The organism is Empedobacter sp. R132-2, from assembly GCF_030324375.1.
Classification (GTDB): Bacteria; Bacteroidota; Bacteroidia; order Flavobacteriales; family Weeksellaceae; genus Empedobacter; species Empedobacter falsenii_B.
On sequence record NZ_JACAGG010000001.1, the window covers coordinates 148,279 to 168,390 of the forward strand.

Below are 20,112 nucleotides of genomic sequence, written 5' to 3' on the forward strand. Positions count from 1 at the left end.
GCTATTTTGTTTTTAAAACGATATATCCTGTTTTAAGTGTCTCTTTATCATCTTTTATTATAAACCAATAAGTCCCTGTTGGCAATACAAAATTATTATGTTTACCGTTCCAAGGCAAAATATCATTTACGATTCCATTCGCAACTATTTTACCATATCTATCAAAAATCTGAATTTTAGCATTTTTATAAAAATCTTTATTTCTCAAACTCCAAGTGTCATTAATTCCATCACCATTTGGTGATAAAAAATTGAAGCCGTTTGCAATATCAAAAGGTATAGGTCCAAAAACACAACCTAATTTAGTTTTATACCAAATACTAATTAAATCTGCTGTTTGATTGAAAAATGTACCACTATTCTGAAAAGTAATGCCATCTAAAGAATAACTATCAATATTAGCATTTGGAAAAGGAATTATCGTAATACTATTAGAAGTTGCAGTTACTTTTTCTATACGCGATCTTTCTTTCTCTGGAATCACATTAATTTTGACACTTGATTTACAACCCAAATCATTATCAAAATAGACAATCCACTCTCCCAAGGCATCAACTTTCACTTCTTTTTTAGTTGATTTTAAATCTCCATTAAAATACCATTCGTAATTAGATTGATTATCTGGACCATTAACCACAAAAGGAGTTCCACAAAACTCAAATTCAGTTTTATCCATTTGAGTTGAGTAATCCTTCAGTTGTAAATTAATTACAGACTCTGATATACATCTTTTAGTGGTATCTTTAAAAGATATCCTTAAATAAACTTTATGCTCATCATTAGAATTTATACTATAATCTTTCCACTCTACTTCGGGAATCATATTTTGATTCAAAATCATATCATTATAGCTTCTATACAAGCTAAATACTAAAGTTCGTTCATCAGGCGGAACATTAATAAAAGCATTGATTAAGGAAACTTTACTTAAATCATATTTCTCTTTATTTGAATCGTCTAGGCAGCCATAAAGTATTTCTCCAGTAAGATTTGGAGGAGTTCTTGTCCTAAAATAGGTAACTTCAACCACAAACACTTGTTTAGGATTATGTAGTGTGTTTTCTATAAATTTTAAAAAAAATATTTTTTTATTCTTTTCCCCATCATCCACTATATAAGATCTATTTATTCTATCATAAATATAGCTTGTTGTAGCATTAGCATTTTTATAAACACTTCCATCATGAGTAAATTTCGTAGGATCTAAAGTAGAATTTTGCAAATAAAACTCCTCTTGTATTTCATCTAAATATGCAGGGTTTTCTAAAAATAAGTCATCATTGAAATTATAATCCAAACACTTATTTATTTCTACTTTATACACGATTGGTTGTGCAACGACAATACTCAGTAAACTAGATAGAAAAACAATATAATAAGTGATATGATTCATATTTTTTTTACTTATCATAAATCTACAAAAATATAATAACAAAAAAGCCACTTCTTTCGAAGTGGCTTAATAACTATTGAGGATATTTGATACTATTATTTAGCAAAAAATAATTTAGAATCAATTTCATCACCATTGCTTAATTTAGATGAAGCATCTTTATAATTCGCTCCATTTAACGATGGTTGTGTAATTGGATAACGTACACGTGCTGGCAAGTCTTTAGCAACAACATTACCTGACATTAATGGAGTAAATGTATAAGTAGCTCCATTATTATCTTTTGCTGTTTGACCTGGTAATAATAAAATTCCTCCATTTGGATAACCTGTTCTACGGTATTCATTCCAAGCTTCAGCTCCTTGCATGTATAATGCAATATATTTCTGCGTAATAACGTTTTCTTGATTTGCAGCTGGTAATGCATTTACATAAGCTGTAGCTTTAGTTGCATCAACACCCCATTTATCCATAGAGGCTTGTACACCTGCTTTATAATGAGTTGCATCCCATCCATTAATTTCTGATAAGATAAACTCTACTTCAGCATATTCCATTAATACTTCAGCAAAAGTAGGCGTCATTACATACTTAGAAGTAAATGAAAGTTTAGCTGTTTCATTATTTAGTGATAACATTGTATCTGGAAGACCATAAGGCATACCTTGATATTTTGTTAGATCATCAGTATCAGAATATGATGCTGGATATACTTGAGACTTTTTAAGACCAATAGGTGCTGCATAAACTTGTAAACGAGGATCCACTCCAAAGTTTTTTGTTGATTGACCTTTTAACAAGTTAATAAACTGTTTATTCGTCGCAAAATCTGTACGCATACTTCCTGTAAAGAAAGTTGCCCAAAATGGAGATCCTTCTGCAGCAGAACTACCAAAGTTTTGAGCTGCATTATCATCATTCGATGTAAATACTCCTTTTGCAATTGCATCTGTGATATGAGCGTTTGCTGAAGGCAATTTAGCTTTTACACGGTTAGCAATTCTTAAACGCAAAGAGTTTGCAAATTTTTTCCATTTAGCAACATCTCCTCCATAGATATTATCCCCACTAGAAAAACCAGACGCATTCACATCCAATTGCTCTGATGCCTCTTTTAATTCTTTTAACAAATCTTCATAAATAACTTGTTGAGAAACATATTTAGGTGCAGCGTAATCATCAATTTGTAAAGCTTGGAAATCTGCATTTTTATTCCCGTGAGACCAATATGGTACATCACCAAAACTTGACACTAATTGATCAAATGTATATGCTAACATTATTCTTGAGATAGCAATTTGATTATCTAAATCACCATACTGTCCCATTTGAGCTGCAGTCTCTGGATTTGTACATTTATCAATAATATCTTTAAAGTTAGATGCTGATCTATATAAAGCATTCCAACCTCCTGAAGTTTGAGTATCACGATATTGATACTTATCTTCTTCAGTATAGTTAATTTGTGCTGTATACTGCATCCAAGGCATTGACATACGTGCAGACCACCAACCATCTCTTGCTGTTGACATTAAATATCTTGTAGCTCCATTAAAAATAGTATATGTAGGTACAATTTCAGGGCTATTCGGATTTTCATTAAGCTCTGCTAATCCATTATCACAAGAAGTGAACATTGCAGTAGAACCTAATAAAGTAGCCATTAATAAATATTTTCCGATATTCTTTTTCATAACTCTTTTTCTAAATTAAAATTGTAATTTAAGATTCATACCAAAAGATCTTGTTGAAGGTAAAGACCCTCCTTCTAATCCTTGTACATTTCCTGAACCTCCTGTAGCAACTTCTGGATCAAAATTCTTATTATCTAACCCCCATGTAGCTAGATTTCTTCCAAATGCAGATACAACTACATTAGAAAATGGTCCAGCCCATTTTTTAGGGAAAGTATATGATAAAGTAACCTCTCTTAATTTGATGTAATCAGAATCAAATACGTTTTGAGATGTTGGTCCTGAATAATAATTTCCAAAATATGAAGATGCATCAACAACTTTTGTATTTTCTGCTGTATTTGTTACTGTATAAGTTCCATCTCCATTTGATTTTACTGAACCAGTAACACCCTGAGAAATTACACCGTTTTCACGCACTCCATTTGCTGCTGTTTCTTCTAACATACCTGAGTACATACCCCACATATTTGTTAAAGCAAAGTATTTACCTCCTTTTTGCACATCTACTAACGCAGATAAAGAAACACCTTTGTAAGTAAATGTGTTACGGAATCCCATGTTATAGTCAGGTAAAACAGAACCTAAATTCTTAACGCCAGAAGATAAATACAATCCGTTAGCCCCAACTACTTTATTACCTTGATCATCATAAATAAAGTCAGTTCCACGGATTTGACCATATTTAGAACCTAACATTGCATAAACCCCAGCTTTAAATGGTGCTTGAGCTAATGTAATAGATTGTAAGTCTCCGTATAATTCTACAATTTTGTTATCATTTTTTGCAAAGTTCCATGCAAAATCCCAAGAAAATTCTTCAGTTTGGATTGGTGTAATCTTCACCATTGCTTCAATACCTTTATTTTCCATTACCCCAGCATTATACCATTTAGCAGTAAACCCAGTTTCAGCAGGAGTTGTATTTTGTACAATTAAGTCGTTTGTTTTTTGTTGATAATAAGTAACATCAAATCCGAAACGATTTTTAAAGAATTGCATTTCTAAACCAACCTCCCAAGAATCTACCATCTCAGGTTTCAAATTTTTATTTGCTTTAGCTAATGGTAATAAATAATAAGGATCTCCTAAATTTGTAGTTCCTGTAAACGTAGAATTAGCATATGTATCAATTAAATTGAAAGGATCTGTATCATTTGCTACACGAGACCAACCTCCACGAATTTTACCAAATGTTAACCAATCTTGTTTAATCAAGTTTGAGAAAACAAACGCTCCAGATACTGAAGGATAAAAATACGAGTTATTTGCTTCTGGTAAAGTAGATGACCAGTCATTACGAGCTGTTACATCTAAATAGAATACATCATAGAATCCAAAAGAAGCACCTGCAAATACAGAATTTACTCTTTTCTTAGATCTATAATTAGATACAGTTGGTGATGCCATTGAGTTAGACAACGAATATAAATTTGGAACAACTAATCCTCCTGAAGTAGCTGCATTTACATTAGATCTTGTCTCATGACGTCTATTAACCCCTGCGAAAGCATTCACACTAAAATCAGTCCATTTCTTTTCATAGTTTAAACGCCCTTCGTAGTTCATCTCTGTAAATTGACGAGTATATAAACTATATCCTGATGTCGCTTGAGATCCTACTGCAACTCTTTCTTGAATTTGTAAGTTATAATGATCTCCATAAACAGCTCCAGTTGCATACAACCCTGGTAAGATGTCATATCTTAATTTTACGTTTCCATAAAAACGATCACGTCTATCGTCAGAAGTATTCTCATTAATAATCCAATATGGGTTATCAGAATATAATGGTGTGGCATTATTCCAAGCAGTTCTGTTCCAAGATAATTGTTCTCCTTTACTGTTTTTATAATTTTTTAAAGCAGCAAAATCTAACGAACGTTGTCCCCATTGATAGAACTTCTGAATAACTGAATTATCTCCATATCCAAACTCAGGACGATTAAATCCATCTGTTCTCACATAATTCATATCTCCAGAAACCTGAAATTTATCTCCAAATTTGTTATCAATCCCTAAATTAAGAGTTGTTCTTTTTAATGATGAATTAGGAATAATACCTGATTGATTAATGTTAGATATTGCTAATTTTGCATTCGTATTTTCATAAGATTTTGAAAAACTAGCAGAATTAGTATAAGTAATACCTGTATTATAGAATGAATCTACGTCATGAGCTGGAGCTTTCCATTCCCTTGCAACCATATAGTTTGTTGGATCTTCAGGATTAAATGCATTCCAATGAAGAACCATTTGACCATTATATTTTGGCCCCCAAGATTCATCCATTTGATACTCTACAATATTATATTGTTTTCCATCTACTGTAATTTTACTAAACGTATCCTTAGATCCACCTCCATAAGATTTTTGAAGCTTAGGACTAATTGCTACTTGATCAAATGAAACCCCCGTGTTAATAGTTATTTCATCACGACCTTTTTTACCTTTTTTAGTCGTAATCATAATTACACCATTAGCACCACGAGACCCATATAAAGCAGATGCTGGACCACCTTTCAATACGTTGATTGATTCAACATCATCAGGGTTCATATCAAAAGCCCCATCTCCATAATCGCGACCTCCACTACCACTTGAAGCACCAGAACCATTAACGTTGTTGTTACTCATTGGTATACCATCGATAACTATCAATGGTCTATTTTCTCCAGTAATAGAACGTAACCCTCTAAGAACAATACGAGTAGACCCTCCTAAGTTACCAGAGTTGTTAGAGATTGACAAACCTGCAACATTTCCTGATAAGGAATTTAAAGGGTTGCTCCCTCTTGCAGCAGAAATCACATCTCCTTTAACTTCTTGCGAAGCATATCCTAATGATTTTTTTTCACGTGTAATACCTAATGCGGTTACTACAGCCCCTTCTAACTCTACTGTATCAGAAGCTTTAAGAGTTACTTTATATTCTGAACCAGCACCAACTGAAAAAGTTTGAGTTGGTAATCCCATTGCTTCTACTGTTACTAAATCTCCTTGTTTAGCTTCAATACTAAACACCCCATTTTCGTCAGTGTAAGCTTCTTTTCCTGATGTTGTTTTTACAACAGCATCAGCTACTGGAAGTCCATCAGAGTCTGTTACAGTTCCTGTAACAGTCTTTTCTTGCGCATATAATGAAGTTCCTAAAAGAATACCTCCTAATACAAACAAGTTTTTTAAATTTCTCCTCATCTGTTAAAACATTTTTAAAACTTTCATAAACTTAAGATTTCTATAACATTTACAAAACTTTTTTATGCTAAATTTTGATAACTTTGTTAAAAATATAAAAAATTGTACAAAGTTTTATCAAATCACGAATATGAAATAGGTTGCGATGAAGCAGGAAGAGGATGTTTAAGTGGTCCGGTTGTAGCAGCAGCCGTTATTTTGGGAAATGATTTTGAAAATGAAATTATTAATGATTCAAAACAATTATCTGAAAAGAAAAGAAATTCGTTGAGAACATTTATAGAAGAAAATGCTAAATATTGGGCAATTGGAATTGTTTGGCCAAATGAAATTGACGAAATAAATATCTTAAACGCTAGTTTTTTGGCTATGCATCGAGCAATAGATCAATTAGATTGTCCGAAAGATTTGATTGTTGTTGATGGAAATCGTTTTAATAAATATCATGATGTCTCACACGAGTGTATTATAAAAGGTGATTCAAAATATATGAATATTGCGGCAGCATCTATTTTAGCAAAAACGTATCGTGATGAATATATGGAAAAAATCCACGAAGAATTTCCAATGTACGATTGGAAAAAAAATAAAGGTTATCCAACAAAAGCTCATCGCTTAGCAATAAAAGAATATGGAGCTACTCCTTATCATAGAATGACATTTAAATTATTACCAGATCAATTAAGCTTAGATTTATAAAAAATAAAAATGAGAGCATTATATAATGCTCTCGTTTTATATATAATATTATATAACGTTATTCTAAATCCTCACAACATCTGGAACTAATATCTCATATTTTCCCCCGTTTCGCATGACATCACGAACAATACTTGAACTGATGTAAGCTTTCCCAGAAGATGTCAATAAAAAGATTGTTTCGATATTATGATTTGTAATTGCTCGGTTTGTGTGCGCAATCGCTTTCTCAAATTCGAAATCGGCTGGATTACGAAGTCCACGTAAAATAAATTGTGCATTTACTTCATCACAAAAATCGACAGTCAGACCTTTGTAAGCCATTACTTCTACATTTTCGAATTTCGCAACCGAATCTTCAATAAACTTAATTCTTTGCTCCAAAGAGAACATATAATTCTTCGATGAATTTGTTCCAATTGCAACAATAATCTTGTCAAATAAAGGAACTGCACGCTCTATAATATCTAAATGCCCTAAAGTAATTGGATCAAAAGATCCAGGAAAAACGGCTATTCTATCCATGCTGAAGGTCTATTTAAAGCAAATTCTATTTCACTATCCATCAAATCTTCCAAAGCAATTCCTGCATGAGCAGCTTGCTGAGGAAAAATACTTGCAGGAGAAAAACCTGGCAACGTATTCATTTCAATAAAATGCGGCTCTCCGTTTACAATAATATATTCTGAACGCGAAAAACCAGACATATTAATACATTTATATGCTTTAGCCGCAATTTCTCTTACTCTTGCTTCAACTTCTGGTGTTAAACGAGCTGGTGTAATTTCGTCAGACAAACCATTATATTTTGCATCATAATCAAAAAATTCTGTGTGCGAAACAATTTCTGTAATTCCCAACACCATTGTTTCTCCTTTGTAATTTAAAACTCCGACCGATATCTCAGTTCCATCTAAGAAAGATTCGATCAAAACTTCTTTATCTTCAAGAAAAGCTTTTTGCATTGCAGCTTCAAATTCATCTTCTTTATGAACTTTTGAAATTCCTAAACTTGATCCTGAACGATTTGGTTTCACAAAACAAGGTAAACCAACTTGATCGATAATTTCTTTTGCAGAATATTGATCTCCTTGATTAAGATAAATTGATTTCGCGTGTGGAATTCCATATTTACTCAATACTGCGATACAATCTTTTTTATTAAATGTTAAGGCAGATTGATAAAAAGGGCATCCATTGTATGGTAAACCAATCATTTCAAAATACGCTTGCAAATAACCATCTTCGCCTGGCGTACCATGAATTGTATTAAAAACGACATCAAACGTAATTTTTTCTCCATTTTTTTCAAATGAAAAATCACCTTTATTGATTGGATATTTTTCGCCTTCAATTTCGGCAAACCAACCTTCTTTTAAGATTCGAACCCTTGTTCTGTCGTACTTTTCTGGATTTAGACTTGAGTAAATTAACTCGCAACTTTTCAACGAAATCACGCTTTCATCCGTATATCCACCTGCTACAACTGCTACTCTTAACATGTTTAATTTAAAATTTATTCAAATATAGAACTTTGACATCAATCATAAATATTATTTTTAAACTATATTTGTGCGACAATTTATCATTTCAATGAAAGGAGTAAAATCAATCATTCAAGTTTTGCTGAATGTAGCTATTGTAATAGCGCTATCATTTGGGCTTTACCATTTTATTTTTAACATTTGGTTAGATTCGTATACAAATCACAATGAATTTGTTGAAGTTCCGGATTTATCTAAAATGAATATTACTGATGCTACAGCTAAGTTAGAAGAACTTGGTTTGACATACGAAGTAGATAGTTCTCGTTTTGATCCAAATACGAAACCTTTTGCTATTATGGATTTTTATCCTGCAGCAGAATCGCGTGTAAAAGAAGGTCGTCGTATCTTTATTAAGTCAAATCCGAAAACATATCGTCCAGTTGAATTACCAGATTTAGTTGGAAAATCAAAACGTTTAGCCTTTACACAATTAGAAATTTCTGGTCTTAAAATTGGAAAAATAATTTACGAACCAGATTTAGCAAAAGATGCAGTTCTTAAAATATTATACAACGGAAAAATTGTAAAAGCAGGAGAACAATTACCTCGTTTTGCGACAGTTGATTTGGTATTAGGACGCGGAATGTTATCTGGTGTTAGAATGCCTAATTTGGTTAATTTAACATTGACAGAAGCTAAAAAATCAATCAAAGATAATTTCTTCGAGATTGGTCAAATCAAATTTATTGGAGCTTCTCATGATACAATCAACGCAAGAGTTGTTTATCAATTCCCATTTGCTACGGATACTTACGATCAAGGTCAACCAATTGATATTTGGTTATCAACAGAACCTCGCGATAAAATTAGAACGCAGTTAAAAGAATTGGATGTTCAGTACAAAAACTTTGGCGAAGATACAATTAGCGGTTCTCAATATAGAGATATTATAACACAAAAAGCTGAACAGCAGATCAAAGATATGCAACAACAGCAACAACAAAATAATCAGCCTACAGAGCAACAAAAGCCTACAGAAGCGCCTAAAGCTCCAGAAGAGATTATTATAGAATAGAAAGAGAATAAATGACAGAAGATTTAGAAGATTTCTTACAAGAGGAAAACGACAATAAATTATACGAGCATTTTTCAATAACGGTTGACAAAGGTCAATCGTTATTGCGTATAGATAAGTTCTTAATGATTAGAATTGAGAACGCAACAAGAAATAAAATTCAACAAGCAGCCGATAACGGAAACATTTTAGTGAACAATGAATCTGTAAAATCGAATTACAAAGTAAAGCCTGGAGATTTTATTCAGATTATGTTAGAAACTCCTCCACGCGAGAATGAAGTTATAGCAGAAGATATTCCAATCAAAATTATTTACGAAGATGATCAAGTTGTCGTAATTGATAAAGAACCTGGAATGGTTGTACACCCTGGACATGGAAATTATACAGGAACTTTGGTAAATGCCTTAAAGTTTCATTTTGATAATTTACCATCAATGTCAGATCAGATGGAACGTCCTGGTTTGGTACACCGTATCGATAAAGACACAAGCGGACTTTTGGTTATTGCGAAGACAGAAGTTGCGATGACAAGTTTAGCAGAACAATTTGCAGCTCACACAACAGACCGTTTATACAATGCTTTGGTTTGGGGAGTTTTGGCAGAACAAGAAGGAACAATTACAGGACATATTGGTCGACACTTAAAAGATCGTATGCAAATGGCAGTTTTTCCTGATGGAGATCAAGGTAAACATGCTGTGACACATTATAAAGTAATGGAGAATTTTTCTTATGTTACATTGGTCGAATGTAAATTAGAAACTGGTCGTACACATCAAATTCGTGCGCATTTCAAACATTTGGGTCATCCATTATTCAATGATGCTCGTTATGGTGGAGATCGCATTTTGAAAGGAACAACATTCAACAAATACAAACAGTTTGTTGACAATTGTTTCGCTGCTTGTCCTCGCCAAGCTTTACACGCACGCACATTAGGATTTGATCATCCTACAACAGGAGAACGTATGTATTTCGAATCCCCGATGCCTGCTGATATGATAGATATTTTAGAACGTTGGAGAAATTATTCGGCAAACTCTGTTCATGCAACAGAACCTGAGGAAAAAATTGATCGCAACGCAAAAGAAATGGAATAGATTTATTTTTAATTATAAAGCACTTCTACGGAAGTGCTTATCTATTTCTATATAAAAACTTACACGATTTTAATCAATGAATTTTTCAGAATTAAATATAATTGAACCAATTTTAAAAGCAATTGATGAGGCTGGATATACAGAACCAACCGAAATTCAAGAGCAATCTATTCCTTTAGTTTTAGAAGGAAATGATATTATTGGTTGTGCACAAACAGGAACAGGAAAAACAGCATCTTTCGCAATTCCTATTCTACAAAACTTAACAAATTCTCCGAGTAAAGGAAGAAAAATTAGAACATTAATTTTAACGCCAACACGTGAATTAGCCATTCAAATCAACGAAAGTTTTAAATTATATGGTAAAAATTTACCATTAAAACATTTAGCGATTTTTGGAGGTGTTAATCAAAATCCACAAATTGGAGCCATCAAAAATGGTGTTGATATTTTAATTGCAACGCCTGGTCGTTTGTTGGATTTGATTGGACAAGGACATTTAAAAATTAATCAAATAGAGATTTTTGTTTTAGATGAAGCCGATCGTATGTTGGATATGGGATTTGTTCATGAAATCAAAAAGATTTTAGAAATCATTCCAAAAGAAAGACAATCACTTTTCTTCTCGGCAACGATGCCAAAAAACATTCGAAAATTTTCTCATTCAGTTCTTCGTCGTCCAAAAGAAGTCAGCGTGGCACCTGTTTCTTCGACTGCCGAAACAGTTGAGCAATTTGTTTATCATGTAGACAAAGACATGAAAGTAAAACTTTTGGTTAGCATTTTAAACGAGCATCCAGAAGATCGTACCTTGATTTTTACACGTACAAAACACGGCGCAAATCGTTTGGTAAGACACTTGGAAAAAGCAGGAATCCCTGCTGCGGCAATTCATGGTGATAAATCTCAAAATGCAAGACAACGTGCTTTAAATGATTTCAAAGAAGAAAAATTAAAAGTATTAATTGCCACTGATATTGCTGCTCGTGGAATCGATATTGATCAATTACCTTATGTGATCAATTACGAATTACCGAATGTTCCTGAAACATATGTACACCGTATCGGACGTACTGGTCGTGCGGGACGCGAAGGAAAAGCAATTTCTTTATGTGCTGCTGACGAAAGAGGTGATTTGGCAAATATTGAGAAATTGATTGGTAATTATGTGACGGTGATTAAAACACCAAAAGAGTTTTATAAATTACCTGACGCAAATAGTAACAATAATAATTTCAAGAAAAATAATACAGGTTTTAAACCCAAAAAAGATACGAAACCAAAGAATCCTCATCGAGGAAGAAGAAAATAAAGCAAAAAAAAATCACTTCGAAATGAAGTGATTTTTTTTATATTTTTCATAGTTGAGTTAAAATTATTTCTCATCAGCATATTTATCTACAATCATGCTCAATGCGCCATCAGTTGTAATATTACACGCCGTTCCAAAACTATCCTGCAATGCGAAAATAGTCAAGATTAGAGCTACTCCAGCTTCATCAAATCCTAAAACATTTGAAATTAATCCTAACGAAGCGACAACTGTTCCACCTGGAACTCCTGGTGCACCAACTGCAAAAACGCCTAAAAGCAAAACAAAAGTTACCATTGTTCCTAAATCAGGAATATGACCATACAATACTTGCGAAACCGTCATCACAAAGAAAACTTCTGTCAAAACCGAACCACATAAATGTGTATTCGAGAAAAATGGAATCGTAAAATTAGCAATCGTTGGTTTAATTACTTTACTATCGTCAACTGCTTTCACAGCAATACCCAAAGATGCAGCAGATGACATTGTTCCAACAGCCGTTAAATAGACAGGAGGATAATGTTTTAGTAGTTTGAATGGATTTGTTTTATGATAAAATCCTGCGATTGTATACATTAATGTCATCCAAATAAAATGACCAATAATAACGATTAAAATTACTTTCAAGAAAACTGGTAATTGTTTTTCAATAGAACCTTCATAACTCAAAATTGCAAAATTTGCAGCAATGAAAAAAGGTAAAATCGGAATCAAAACTTTATTTACCAAAAGAATTACAATATCTTTGAATTGATCAAAAATCTTTTCTAATTCCTTCGCTTTTGTAATCAAAATTCCCATTCCTAGCATCAACGAAATAACCAACGCTGTCATCACCGAAAAAATTGGCGGAATATCTAATTGAAATAAAATTTTTGGAACTTCTCGCAACGAATCCACTGAAGTTGGAATAGATAAATTTGGAATGATTTGATAACCTGCAATCATCGAAAATAACCCCGCTCCTATTGAAGATAAATATGCAATTAATAATGAAAAACCTACTATTTTAGCAGAGCCTTCGCTTAATTTCGTAATTGAAGAAACGATAAAACCAATCACAATTAACGGAACCAAAAAGAAAATTAATTGCCCTGTAAAATATTTTAAGGATAAAACAACTTGAATTGTATTTTCGTTCAGATAATTTCCTAAAACCAAACCGGCAATCACACCCAAAAGCAATCGAAATAATGTATTGCTCGCAATCTTTTTTAACATTTGACACAAAATTTGCGACAAATATAAACTCTATTAATTTAATAGACTAAATATATTTTTGGAAATATTTAAATTTTTTCACTAAATTATATGACATTAAAAAATACACTATCACTCTGATTTCTATTTATAATCTTTTCATATCACTCTGGTTTGCCCAAGAGTCATTATTTTAACACTCCTCTCTCACAAACTGAATTGCTAAATTCAGCGCATTATTGGAAACAATTTTAATGAATTCTTCTCGATCTAAATAGGGATAAAAATATTTTTTATTCAATGTTGAATGACCATTTGTAACAGAAATCCAAACCGTTCCAACTTCTTTTCCATCTTCGCCTTTGTTTGGACCAGCGACACCAGTTGTAGAAATACTAATATCCGTTTTTAATTGATTTCGAACACCTTTAGCCATTTGTTCAGCAACTTTTTCCGAAACAACTGTAAATTCATCAATATCAGATTGATTTACATTGAGCAAATTTACTTTTACCGAAGTGTCGTATGAAACAATAGTTCCGAAATAATAAGCAGAACTTCCCGAAACAGATGTGATCAAACTTGCTATATTTCCTCCAGTACAACTTTCGGCAGTCGAAATTGTCAATCCTTTTTCTTTTAAAACATCACCCAAAACTTGTTGCGCATTTCCTGAATTTTCAGAAACTAGAAATTCTCCTGCAATTAATTTGAATTGATTAATCTGATGTTGAATTTCATTTTGTAAAAATTCTTTATCTGTTCCAAACGCTGAAAATCGTAAATCAATAGAAGTTCGATTCGGTAAATACGCCAAATGAATAAATTCGGGCAAATTATTTTCCCAATCTTCTAACAAAATTGCTAAATCACTTTCAGGAATTCCACTCACCAAAATATCACGATGAACAATAATTTCTGATTGAAATTGGTCTTGTAATTTTGGAATAATTTCGTCACGCATCAAACCTTTCATTTCAAAAGGAACGCCTGGTAAATTGATGATAATTTTATCATTAATTGTAGTCCAAAGACATGGTGCTGTTCCATATTTGTTCTGAATAAATATAGACTTTTCTGGAATTAACGCTTGATCTTGATTCAAACTATTTAACTCTTTTGAGTAACCTCTGGCAACAAATAATTGAACAATACTTTCTAAAATTTTAGGTTCTTGAACCAATTCACAATTTAAAAATTGACACAAAGCTGCTTTGGTTTTATCATCTTTTGTCGGTCCTAAACCTCCTGTTACAATTACAATATCTGATTTTGATATGCTACGTTGAAATCCTTCAATTATATGTTGCAATTCATCTTTTACAGAAATAATTTCTTCCACTTCAATCCCAATCGTATTCAATTGTTTGGCGATAAATGCAGAATTAGTATCTACAATTTGACCAATTAATATCTCGTCACCAATTGTGAGTAATGTCGCTTTAATTTTCATACATAAAAAAACTTGCTTAAAGTTAAGCAAGTTTGATTTCATTATTTATATGATTTTATTTTCTATCTACACCTTGATTATGTAATTCGCGCTGTTTTTGATTATCCTCTTCAATCATTCTCATAAATTCTGAATAGGATACCTTTTGTAACTTATTATTTATTGTAAAAATTGGTGCTTTTTTTAATTCTTTTTTCTTTGTCGCATTCCACGAAATCATCACTTCTACATCATCTTTCGTGTATTTATAATTCAATTCTAAAATCAAACCTTTTGTACCATAATATTTATCTGGCGAATACGAATAAGGAATTGAAGGCGCATACCAAGCAATAACATCAACATCTTTGTATTTCCCGATTGCTTCTTTGGTTTCGATTCCAAGAATAGTTTTACTTTTTCCAGTATCAGTAAAATTTACATAATTAAGCGAATCATAAATGATCATTTTCTTTACAAACAAATCTGTTTCATTGTAAAAAACTTTCTCTTTGTAATCAAAAATTGGTTTTTCTCCTATATCTGGACTAATTCCCATTGAACCTCCTTGTGCTTGTTGAGAATTATCTATTTTTTGAATATTCACTGATTGACTTTGAGTTTTATTATAGGAAAATTGATAATTAATCGAAGGAATATTTTTAGACATTTCTAAAACTTCGTCTCTTTGTTTTTGATCTGGATAATATTGTTTCAAATTTTCTAAAGCTTTATCCGTAAAATGAATTTGAGGTTGAACTTCGTATTCAATTTCATAAAATTGAGCATTTGCGATACTAGAAATCAGAATAATTAGTGCGATTATTTTTTTCATTTTAGTCCTTTTTTTCTATTCCTTGATTGTTAGCGTCATTTCTTTTTTTATCAAGGTCATCCCAAATTCTCTCTAATTCATCGCTCGAAACTCTATTTCCTTTTGTCGGAACAATAAATTTGAATTTAGGTTTTTCTTTGATGTAATTTGCTTTATAAACTCCAAAATATTTCCCCATTCCATCTTCATAAGAAATTTCAAGATCAAGGACTAAACCGCCTGGACTTTTGAAATTAATAAGCATCAAATCTGTTTTAATTTCTGGAACAAACCAAGCTACAAATATTCTGTCATTAAAATTTGCTGTTGCTTTTTGTACTTTATATCCGAGAATATTTTTTGTTTCATTTGATAATTTCCAATCAAGATTATTTATATTATCGTAAACAATATATTTTTTTCCATAAACATCTTGTTGCATCAACGTTTCTTGTTTTGCATGATTGAAATAAGTTGTTCCAAAATACATATATGGTGCACTTTTCTTGATAAAAACAATCTGTCCTTGCCCATTCTGAACTTTTGGTAATTCAATTACGTTTGCTTCATCTTTATTCAAAATAAATTTAAAATCTAAAGCAGGAGGATTTTCATTCTGATAGATATTTTGTTTTCTTACTTCAGGATCAGAAATCTCTTTATAAAAATCTAAACCTTTTTCATTGTATTTTACTTTAATCTGAGTCTCATATTCTACTTCATAAAACTGAGCTTGCGCAAAACTAGAAATGATGATAATTAGTGTTAATAGCTTTCTCATATTTATTTTTTATCAATTCCTTGAGTGTTATTATACATTTCGTTACGTTTCTTGTTGGCTTCGTCATAAATTTTTGCTATTTCTTGTTGAGATACAATAGGTAATTTTGAAGCTTTATCAGCTTTAAGAGGATTTTTGAATTTATATTTTTTTACATTTGGTTGAATAGCTTCTACACGAATAATATTATCCATTCGTCCAACTTTTTCACTTTCAACAAATAAATTCATCTCTAAAACAAATCCTTCAATTGGTTTTACATTTATCGGCATAAAATCAAAATCAATTTCTTTGGTATACCATGCTTCTACTTTATATTTTTTAAAATCAGAAGTTGCTTTATAAACTTTATAACCCAATATTTCTTTTGTTTCGTTTGAATATTCCCAAACTAACTCTTCTATTGGATTTTTGACAATATATTTTTTACCGTAAACATCTTCTTCTTTATAATTTTCATTCAATCTAAAATCTGAATATGTCACTCCTAAAGGCAGTCCTACAACTGATTTTTTAATTTCTCCCTGATAATTTTGATCGTTATTAATTTTTTCTTGTTCAACAGAATTTTGCTCATTTTTAGAAGAATAAATTAAAAAATCTATTGGTTTTGGATTTTCATTCTGTTCAATATTCCATTTTCTTTGTTCTTCATTTTTAATATCTGAAAAAACTTTTTCAATATATTCTGAAGTATACTTTGTATGATGTTTAAATCTTACTTTCACTTCATAAACTTGCGCTTGCGCAAAACTTGAAAAAATGATAATTAGTGTTAAGAAGTTTTTCATAATTGTAATTTATATTTTAAAAATAAAAAAAAAAGTTACAAATCATTGCAACTCTTCTAAATATTAAATTTAAATTATTTTTATAAAATATGTTTCTCAGCGTGGTAAGAAGAACGAACCAATGGTCCAGATTCTACATGACGGAATCCTAATCCACGAGCGAAATCTTCGTATTTTTTGAATTGTTCTGGCGTGATAAATTCTTTCAAAGGCAAATGTTTTTTCGTTGGTTGTAAATATTGACCAATTGTAATGACATCTACATTTGCATCAGCAACTTCCTGAATTGTTTCAAAAACTTCGTCTTCAAACTCACCTAAACCAAGCATAATTCCAGTCTTTGTACGATGTTGACCTGCTTCTTTTGCATAACGTAAAACTTCTAACGAACGATCATATTTCGCCTGAATACGAACTTCGCGCGTTAAACGACGAACCGTTTCCATATTATGAGAAAGTACTTCTGGAGCAGCTTCTACAATACGATCGATGTGTTTTTCGATTCCTTGAAAATCTGGAATCAAAGTTTCCATCGTTGTTCCTGGGCTAATTCTACGAACAGCGTGTATTGTTTCTGCCCAAATAATAGAACCCATATCTTTTAAATCATCACGGTCAACAGAAGTTAAAACCGCATGTTTTATTTGCATTAATTTGATAGAACGCGCTACTTTTTCTGGTTCTGCCCAATCAACTTGCTCTGGACGACCAGTTTTTACACCACAAAAACCGCATGAACGCGTACACACATTTCCCAAAATCATAAATGTCGCAGTTCCTTCACCCCAACATTCGCCCATATTAGGACAACTTCCACTTTGGCAAATGGTGTTCAATTTATATTTATCAACTAAACCTCTTAATTCGCGATGTTTTTTTCCCGTAGGCAATTTTACACGCAACCATTCAGGTTTTTTTACTCTTCCATCTGGTAATAGCTCAACACTCATACATTACTTTTCTGATTGGCTAATTTACAAAGTTTTTTCGAAAGCTATTACATCCTAAATAAATGTAATAAAAATATAGTTTTTAACATTTTTTGGAATATTATTTGGATTTTAATCAGTTAAAATCAATAACAAATGAAAAAATCAATTATCCTTACACTTATTTTTAGCTCAGTAATTTATAGTTGCGAAACAAAGACAGATAAAGAACTTATAAAAACTGAAGAAGCAACAACTGATCATAAAGATTCAACTATTCAAAAAGAACCAATAAACTCATCAGATACACATATTATTGATACGCATAATGCGAAAACTTCTATTGATTGGGTAGGAACTTATGATGGAATTTTACCATGTGCTGATTGTGCTGGAATTAAAACAACTGTAACTTTAAATAAAGATGAAACTATAAAAGTAGTTTCTGAATATATGAAAGGGAACCAAAAATTAATAGATGAAGGTCATTTCCAATGGACTGCTGATAATAATGCTTTGTATTTAGATACAAAAGATAAAAATCGACATTTTTATAGAGTAGGTGAAAATAAACTAATTATCCTATCTCAAGAAGGTGAAGATATCAAAGGTCCATTAGCAGATAAATACATTTTATTAAAAAAGTAAGATTATTAAATCAATATGAAAGACAGTAATTAAGCTGTCTTTCATATTAAAATAAGTTTAATTGTTGCGATTCTAATTCTAACAAAAATTTTTTGCGTTTCTTTCCGCCAGCATATCCAGTTAACGTACCATCTGAACCAATTACGCGATGACAAGGCACTACGATTGCAATTTTGTTTTTTGCGTTCGCATTTGCAACTGCTCGTATCGCTAATAAATCTCCAACAGCTATCGATTGTTCTTTGTATGATCTTGTTTCTCCAAATGGAATTTTGATTAATTCGTTCCAAACTTTTTTCTGGAAATCTGTTCCAATCAAATCAAGTGGAATGGTAAATTCTTTTAAATTTCCTTTAAAATAATCGTTCAATTCATTTTCTAAACGATTCAAAATATCATCATCCTTTTCAAAAATTTCACCCAAGTTTTCTATTTCTTTGAGTTGTTTTTCGGTCGATTTTCCATCAAAAAACTCTAACATACAAATTCCTTTTTCCGACTTTATTGCAAGCATTTCTCCAAGAGGTGTTTGTATTTTTTTTGAGTGAAACATTTTATAAAATTTTAGTTGAAAGTTAGAAAAATATAGTCGTAATTTGGTATCAAATTTGTTGTTAAAAATATCATAAAATTAATTTATGAAAAAATCTATATTCGCGAGTATTTTCGCATCCTTCATTATATTCTCTTGCCAATCAAAAGGTGTTCAACAAGAACAAAAAAACAATAGTATTGATAATGCTATTCCTGCTATTGTAGCTATGGCAGAACATAATTCTAAAAACTCTTTGAATTGGGTAGGAAAATATGAAGGAATTTTACCTTGTGCCGATTGCGAAGGAATAAAATATATTGTTGAATTGAAAAAAGATGGTAACTTTTTTATTGAGCAAGAATATTTAGGAAAAGAAACAGTTTATCAAGACGAAGGATTTTATAAATGGGATGCTTCTGGAAATGTTTTACATTTAAATTCTAATGTAAGTCCATTAGTGTTGAAAGTTGAAGAAAATAGATTGAAAGTTTTGGATCAACAAGGAAAAGAAATTACAGGAAATTTGAAAGATAAATACATCTTGAAAAAGACTAAATAATAAAAAATAAAAGGCAATCTCGATTACGGATTGCCTTCTATTTTTGAAATTATTTTAGTTCAATAAATGATCTTTTGTTAATTTTTCAAAAACTTTAATTACACCAATTACTTGAATTTCTTCTTGTAAATATTCTTCAAAAGTAAAATAGTTGTAAGCTTCAATTTCATTTGTTGGTTTTATTTCTTCGTTCAAATCGTACAAAAAACAATCTTGTTCCATCAAAAGATCCTGTTCTCCATATGCTTCAGCTGTAATATGACAATAAAAATTGAGCTCTTCTCTTACCAAATCCAAACTCAATTCTTCTTTTATTTCTCTTACCAAAGCTGTTTCAGAATTTTCACCTTTATCAATTTTTCCACCTGGTAAATACCACGCTTTTTTATTTTTGCTAAATGTCAAAAGCAGTTTATTATTTTTAATAACTAATAAACCCGCTGTTGGTAATTGAATCAT

19 protein-coding genes are annotated in these 20,112 nt (G+C 31.5%); 6 read left to right on the forward strand and 13 right to left on the reverse strand.

The window, feature by feature from the left end; translation table 11 throughout:
• Window position 1: 1 nt before the first annotated feature.
• The 3 genes from HXZ69_RS00755 to HXZ69_RS00765 form a co-directional block, all read right to left on the reverse strand.
• Window positions 2–1,393 carry a T9SS type B sorting domain-containing protein gene (locus HXZ69_RS00755; protein ID WP_286494708.1) on the reverse strand — a complete coding sequence of 464 codons (1,392 nt, stop codon included), beginning with the start codon at window positions 1,391–1,393 and terminating at the stop codon, window positions 2–4.
• A gap of 95 nt (window positions 1,394–1,488) precedes the next feature.
• On the reverse strand, window positions 1,489–3,087 hold the full coding sequence (locus HXZ69_RS00760; RefSeq protein ID WP_286494709.1) for a SusD/RagB family nutrient-binding outer membrane lipoprotein: 1,599 nt from the start codon (window positions 3,085–3,087) through the stop codon (window positions 1,489–1,491).
• Window positions 3,088–3,102: 15 nt separating this feature from the next.
• Entirely contained in the window at window positions 3,103–6,285 is a 3,183-nt protein-coding gene (locus tag HXZ69_RS00765) for a SusC/RagA family TonB-linked outer membrane protein (RefSeq protein WP_286494710.1), read from the reverse strand.
• A 102-nt stretch (window positions 6,286–6,387) separates the two neighbouring features.
• Between HXZ69_RS00765 and rnhB the strand changes: the two genes are divergently transcribed.
• Window positions 6,388–6,984 (forward strand): ribonuclease HII, encoded by a 597-nt coding sequence (rnhB, locus tag HXZ69_RS00770; RefSeq protein WP_286494711.1) that lies wholly within the window; start codon window positions 6,388–6,390, stop codon window positions 6,982–6,984.
• Window positions 6,985–7,047: 63 nt separating this feature from the next.
• Here rnhB and coaD read toward each other — a convergent pair whose 3' ends face one another.
• Window positions 7,048–7,509 (reverse strand): pantetheine-phosphate adenylyltransferase, encoded by a 462-nt coding sequence (gene coaD, locus HXZ69_RS00775; protein ID WP_115001540.1) that lies wholly within the window; start codon window positions 7,507–7,509, stop codon window positions 7,048–7,050.
• Window positions 7,497–8,486 (reverse strand): D-alanine--D-alanine ligase, encoded by a 990-nt coding sequence (locus HXZ69_RS00780; RefSeq protein WP_115001541.1) that lies wholly within the window; start codon window positions 8,484–8,486, stop codon window positions 7,497–7,499. The genes coaD and HXZ69_RS00780 overlap by 13 nt, the downstream gene beginning before the upstream one ends.
• A 91-nt stretch (window positions 8,487–8,577) precedes the next feature.
• Between HXZ69_RS00780 and HXZ69_RS00785 the strand changes: the two genes are divergently transcribed.
• The 3 genes from HXZ69_RS00785 to HXZ69_RS00795 all read left to right on the forward strand — a co-directional run bounded on the left by HXZ69_RS00785 (window position 8,578) and on the right by HXZ69_RS00795 (window position 11,961).
• Window positions 8,578–9,546: a PASTA domain-containing protein gene (locus tag HXZ69_RS00785; RefSeq protein WP_286494713.1), complete on the forward strand. Its 969-nt coding sequence runs from the start codon at window positions 8,578–8,580 to the stop codon at window positions 9,544–9,546.
• An 11-nt stretch (window positions 9,547–9,557) separates the two neighbouring features.
• The gene (locus HXZ69_RS00790; protein ID WP_115001543.1) at window positions 9,558–10,649 is read left to right on the forward strand and encodes an RluA family pseudouridine synthase; all 1,092 of its coding nucleotides are present in this window, start codon (window positions 9,558–9,560) and stop codon (window positions 10,647–10,649) included.
• A 76-nt stretch (window positions 10,650–10,725) separates the two neighbouring features.
• Complete coding sequence (locus tag HXZ69_RS00795) at window positions 10,726–11,961, forward strand: DEAD/DEAH box helicase (protein WP_286494714.1); 1,236 nt, start codon at window positions 10,726–10,728, stop codon at window positions 11,959–11,961.
• Window positions 11,962–12,024: 63 nt separating this feature from the next.
• Here the strand turns inward: HXZ69_RS00795 and HXZ69_RS00800 are convergent, their stop codons facing one another.
• The 6 genes from HXZ69_RS00800 to lipA form a co-directional block, all read right to left on the reverse strand.
• Window positions 12,025–13,185, reverse strand: a complete 1,161-nt coding sequence (locus tag HXZ69_RS00800; RefSeq protein ID WP_286494715.1) for a dicarboxylate/amino acid:cation symporter — start codon at window positions 13,183–13,185, stop codon at window positions 12,025–12,027.
• A 172-nt stretch (window positions 13,186–13,357) separates the two neighbouring features.
• Window positions 13,358–14,617, reverse strand: coding sequence for a CinA family nicotinamide mononucleotide deamidase-related protein (locus HXZ69_RS00805; protein WP_286494716.1), 1,260 nt, complete (start codon window positions 14,615–14,617; stop codon window positions 13,358–13,360).
• 55 nt (window positions 14,618–14,672) lie between these two features.
• Window positions 14,673–15,431 carry a GLPGLI family protein gene (locus HXZ69_RS00810; protein WP_038331875.1) on the reverse strand — a complete coding sequence of 253 codons (759 nt, stop codon included), beginning with the start codon at window positions 15,429–15,431 and terminating at the stop codon, window positions 14,673–14,675.
• 1 nt (window position 15,432) lies between these two features.
• Window positions 15,433–16,191 (reverse strand): GLPGLI family protein, encoded by a 759-nt coding sequence (locus HXZ69_RS00815; RefSeq protein ID WP_286494717.1) that lies wholly within the window; start codon window positions 16,189–16,191, stop codon window positions 15,433–15,435.
• 2 nt (window positions 16,192–16,193) lie between these two features.
• Entirely contained in the window at window positions 16,194–16,982 is a 789-nt protein-coding gene (locus HXZ69_RS00820; RefSeq protein WP_125348637.1) for a GLPGLI family protein, read from the reverse strand.
• An 80-nt stretch (window positions 16,983–17,062) separates the two neighbouring features.
• On the reverse strand, window positions 17,063–17,932 hold the full coding sequence (gene lipA, locus HXZ69_RS00825) for a lipoyl synthase (protein ID WP_280036882.1): 870 nt from the start codon (window positions 17,930–17,932) through the stop codon (window positions 17,063–17,065).
• A gap of 135 nt (window positions 17,933–18,067) precedes the next feature.
• Here lipA and HXZ69_RS00830 point away from each other — a divergent pair, with 135 nt between their 5' ends.
• A complete protein-coding gene (locus HXZ69_RS00830; protein WP_286494718.1) occupies window positions 18,068–18,559 on the forward strand; it encodes a copper resistance protein NlpE in 492 nt (163 codons plus the stop codon).
• Between the two features lie 46 nt (window positions 18,560–18,605).
• Here the strand turns inward: HXZ69_RS00830 and HXZ69_RS00835 are convergent, their stop codons facing one another.
• A complete protein-coding gene (locus HXZ69_RS00835) occupies window positions 18,606–19,112 on the reverse strand; it encodes a methylated-DNA--[protein]-cysteine S-methyltransferase (RefSeq protein ID WP_286494719.1) in 507 nt (168 codons plus the stop codon).
• Between the two features lie 85 nt (window positions 19,113–19,197).
• On the opposite strand from HXZ69_RS00835, the gene HXZ69_RS00840 reads away from it, so the two are divergent.
• Complete coding sequence (locus tag HXZ69_RS00840) at window positions 19,198–19,653, forward strand: copper resistance protein NlpE (protein ID WP_219033668.1); 456 nt, start codon at window positions 19,198–19,200, stop codon at window positions 19,651–19,653.
• 54 nt (window positions 19,654–19,707) lie between these two features.
• Here the strand turns inward: HXZ69_RS00840 and HXZ69_RS00845 are convergent, their stop codons facing one another.
• Window positions 19,708–20,112, reverse strand: coding sequence for an NUDIX hydrolase (locus HXZ69_RS00845; RefSeq protein WP_221854189.1), 405 nt, complete (start codon window positions 20,110–20,112; stop codon window positions 19,708–19,710).

Coding starts and splice junctions, on each gene's coding strand:
- HXZ69_RS00755 (WP_286494708.1), bottom strand. CDS start 1,393: ATGAATCATATCACTTATTATATTGTTTTTCTATCTAGTTTACTGAGT.
- HXZ69_RS00760 (WP_286494709.1), bottom strand. CDS start 3,087: ATGAAAAAGAATATCGGAAAATATTTATTAATGGCTACTTTATTAGGT.
- HXZ69_RS00765 (WP_286494710.1), bottom strand. CDS start 6,285: ATGAGGAGAAATTTAAAAAACTTGTTTGTATTAGGAGGTATTCTTTTA.
- coaD (WP_115001540.1), bottom strand. CDS start 7,509: ATGGATAGAATAGCCGTTTTTCCTGGATCTTTTGATCCAATTACTTTA.
- HXZ69_RS00780 (WP_115001541.1), bottom strand. CDS start 8,486: ATGTTAAGAGTAGCAGTTGTAGCAGGTGGATATACGGATGAAAGCGTG.
- HXZ69_RS00785 (WP_286494713.1), top strand. CDS start 8,578: ATGAAAGGAGTAAAATCAATCATTCAAGTTTTGCTGAATGTAGCTATT.
- HXZ69_RS00790 (WP_115001543.1), top strand. CDS start 9,558: ATGACAGAAGATTTAGAAGATTTCTTACAAGAGGAAAACGACAATAAA.
- HXZ69_RS00795 (WP_286494714.1), top strand. CDS start 10,726: ATGAATTTTTCAGAATTAAATATAATTGAACCAATTTTAAAAGCAATT.
- HXZ69_RS00800 (WP_286494715.1), bottom strand. CDS start 13,185: ATGTTAAAAAAGATTGCGAGCAATACATTATTTCGATTGCTTTTGGGT.
- HXZ69_RS00805 (WP_286494716.1), bottom strand. CDS start 14,617: ATGAAAATTAAAGCGACATTACTCACAATTGGTGACGAGATATTAATT.
- HXZ69_RS00810 (WP_038331875.1), bottom strand. CDS start 15,431: ATGAAAAAAATAATCGCACTAATTATTCTGATTTCTAGTATCGCAAAT.
- HXZ69_RS00815 (WP_286494717.1), bottom strand. CDS start 16,191: ATGAGAAAGCTATTAACACTAATTATCATCATTTCTAGTTTTGCGCAA.
- HXZ69_RS00820 (WP_125348637.1), bottom strand. CDS start 16,982: ATGAAAAACTTCTTAACACTAATTATCATTTTTTCAAGTTTTGCGCAA.
- lipA (WP_280036882.1), bottom strand. CDS start 17,932: ATGAGTGTTGAGCTATTACCAGATGGAAGAGTAAAAAAACCTGAATGG.
- HXZ69_RS00830 (WP_286494718.1), top strand. CDS start 18,068: ATGAAAAAATCAATTATCCTTACACTTATTTTTAGCTCAGTAATTTAT.
- HXZ69_RS00835 (WP_286494719.1), bottom strand. CDS start 19,112: ATGTTTCACTCAAAAAAAATACAAACACCTCTTGGAGAAATGCTTGCA.
- HXZ69_RS00840 (WP_219033668.1), top strand. CDS start 19,198: ATGAAAAAATCTATATTCGCGAGTATTTTCGCATCCTTCATTATATTC.
- HXZ69_RS00845 (WP_221854189.1), bottom strand. CDS start 20,112: ATGATTCAATTACCAACAGCGGGTTTATTAGTTATTAAAAATAATAAA.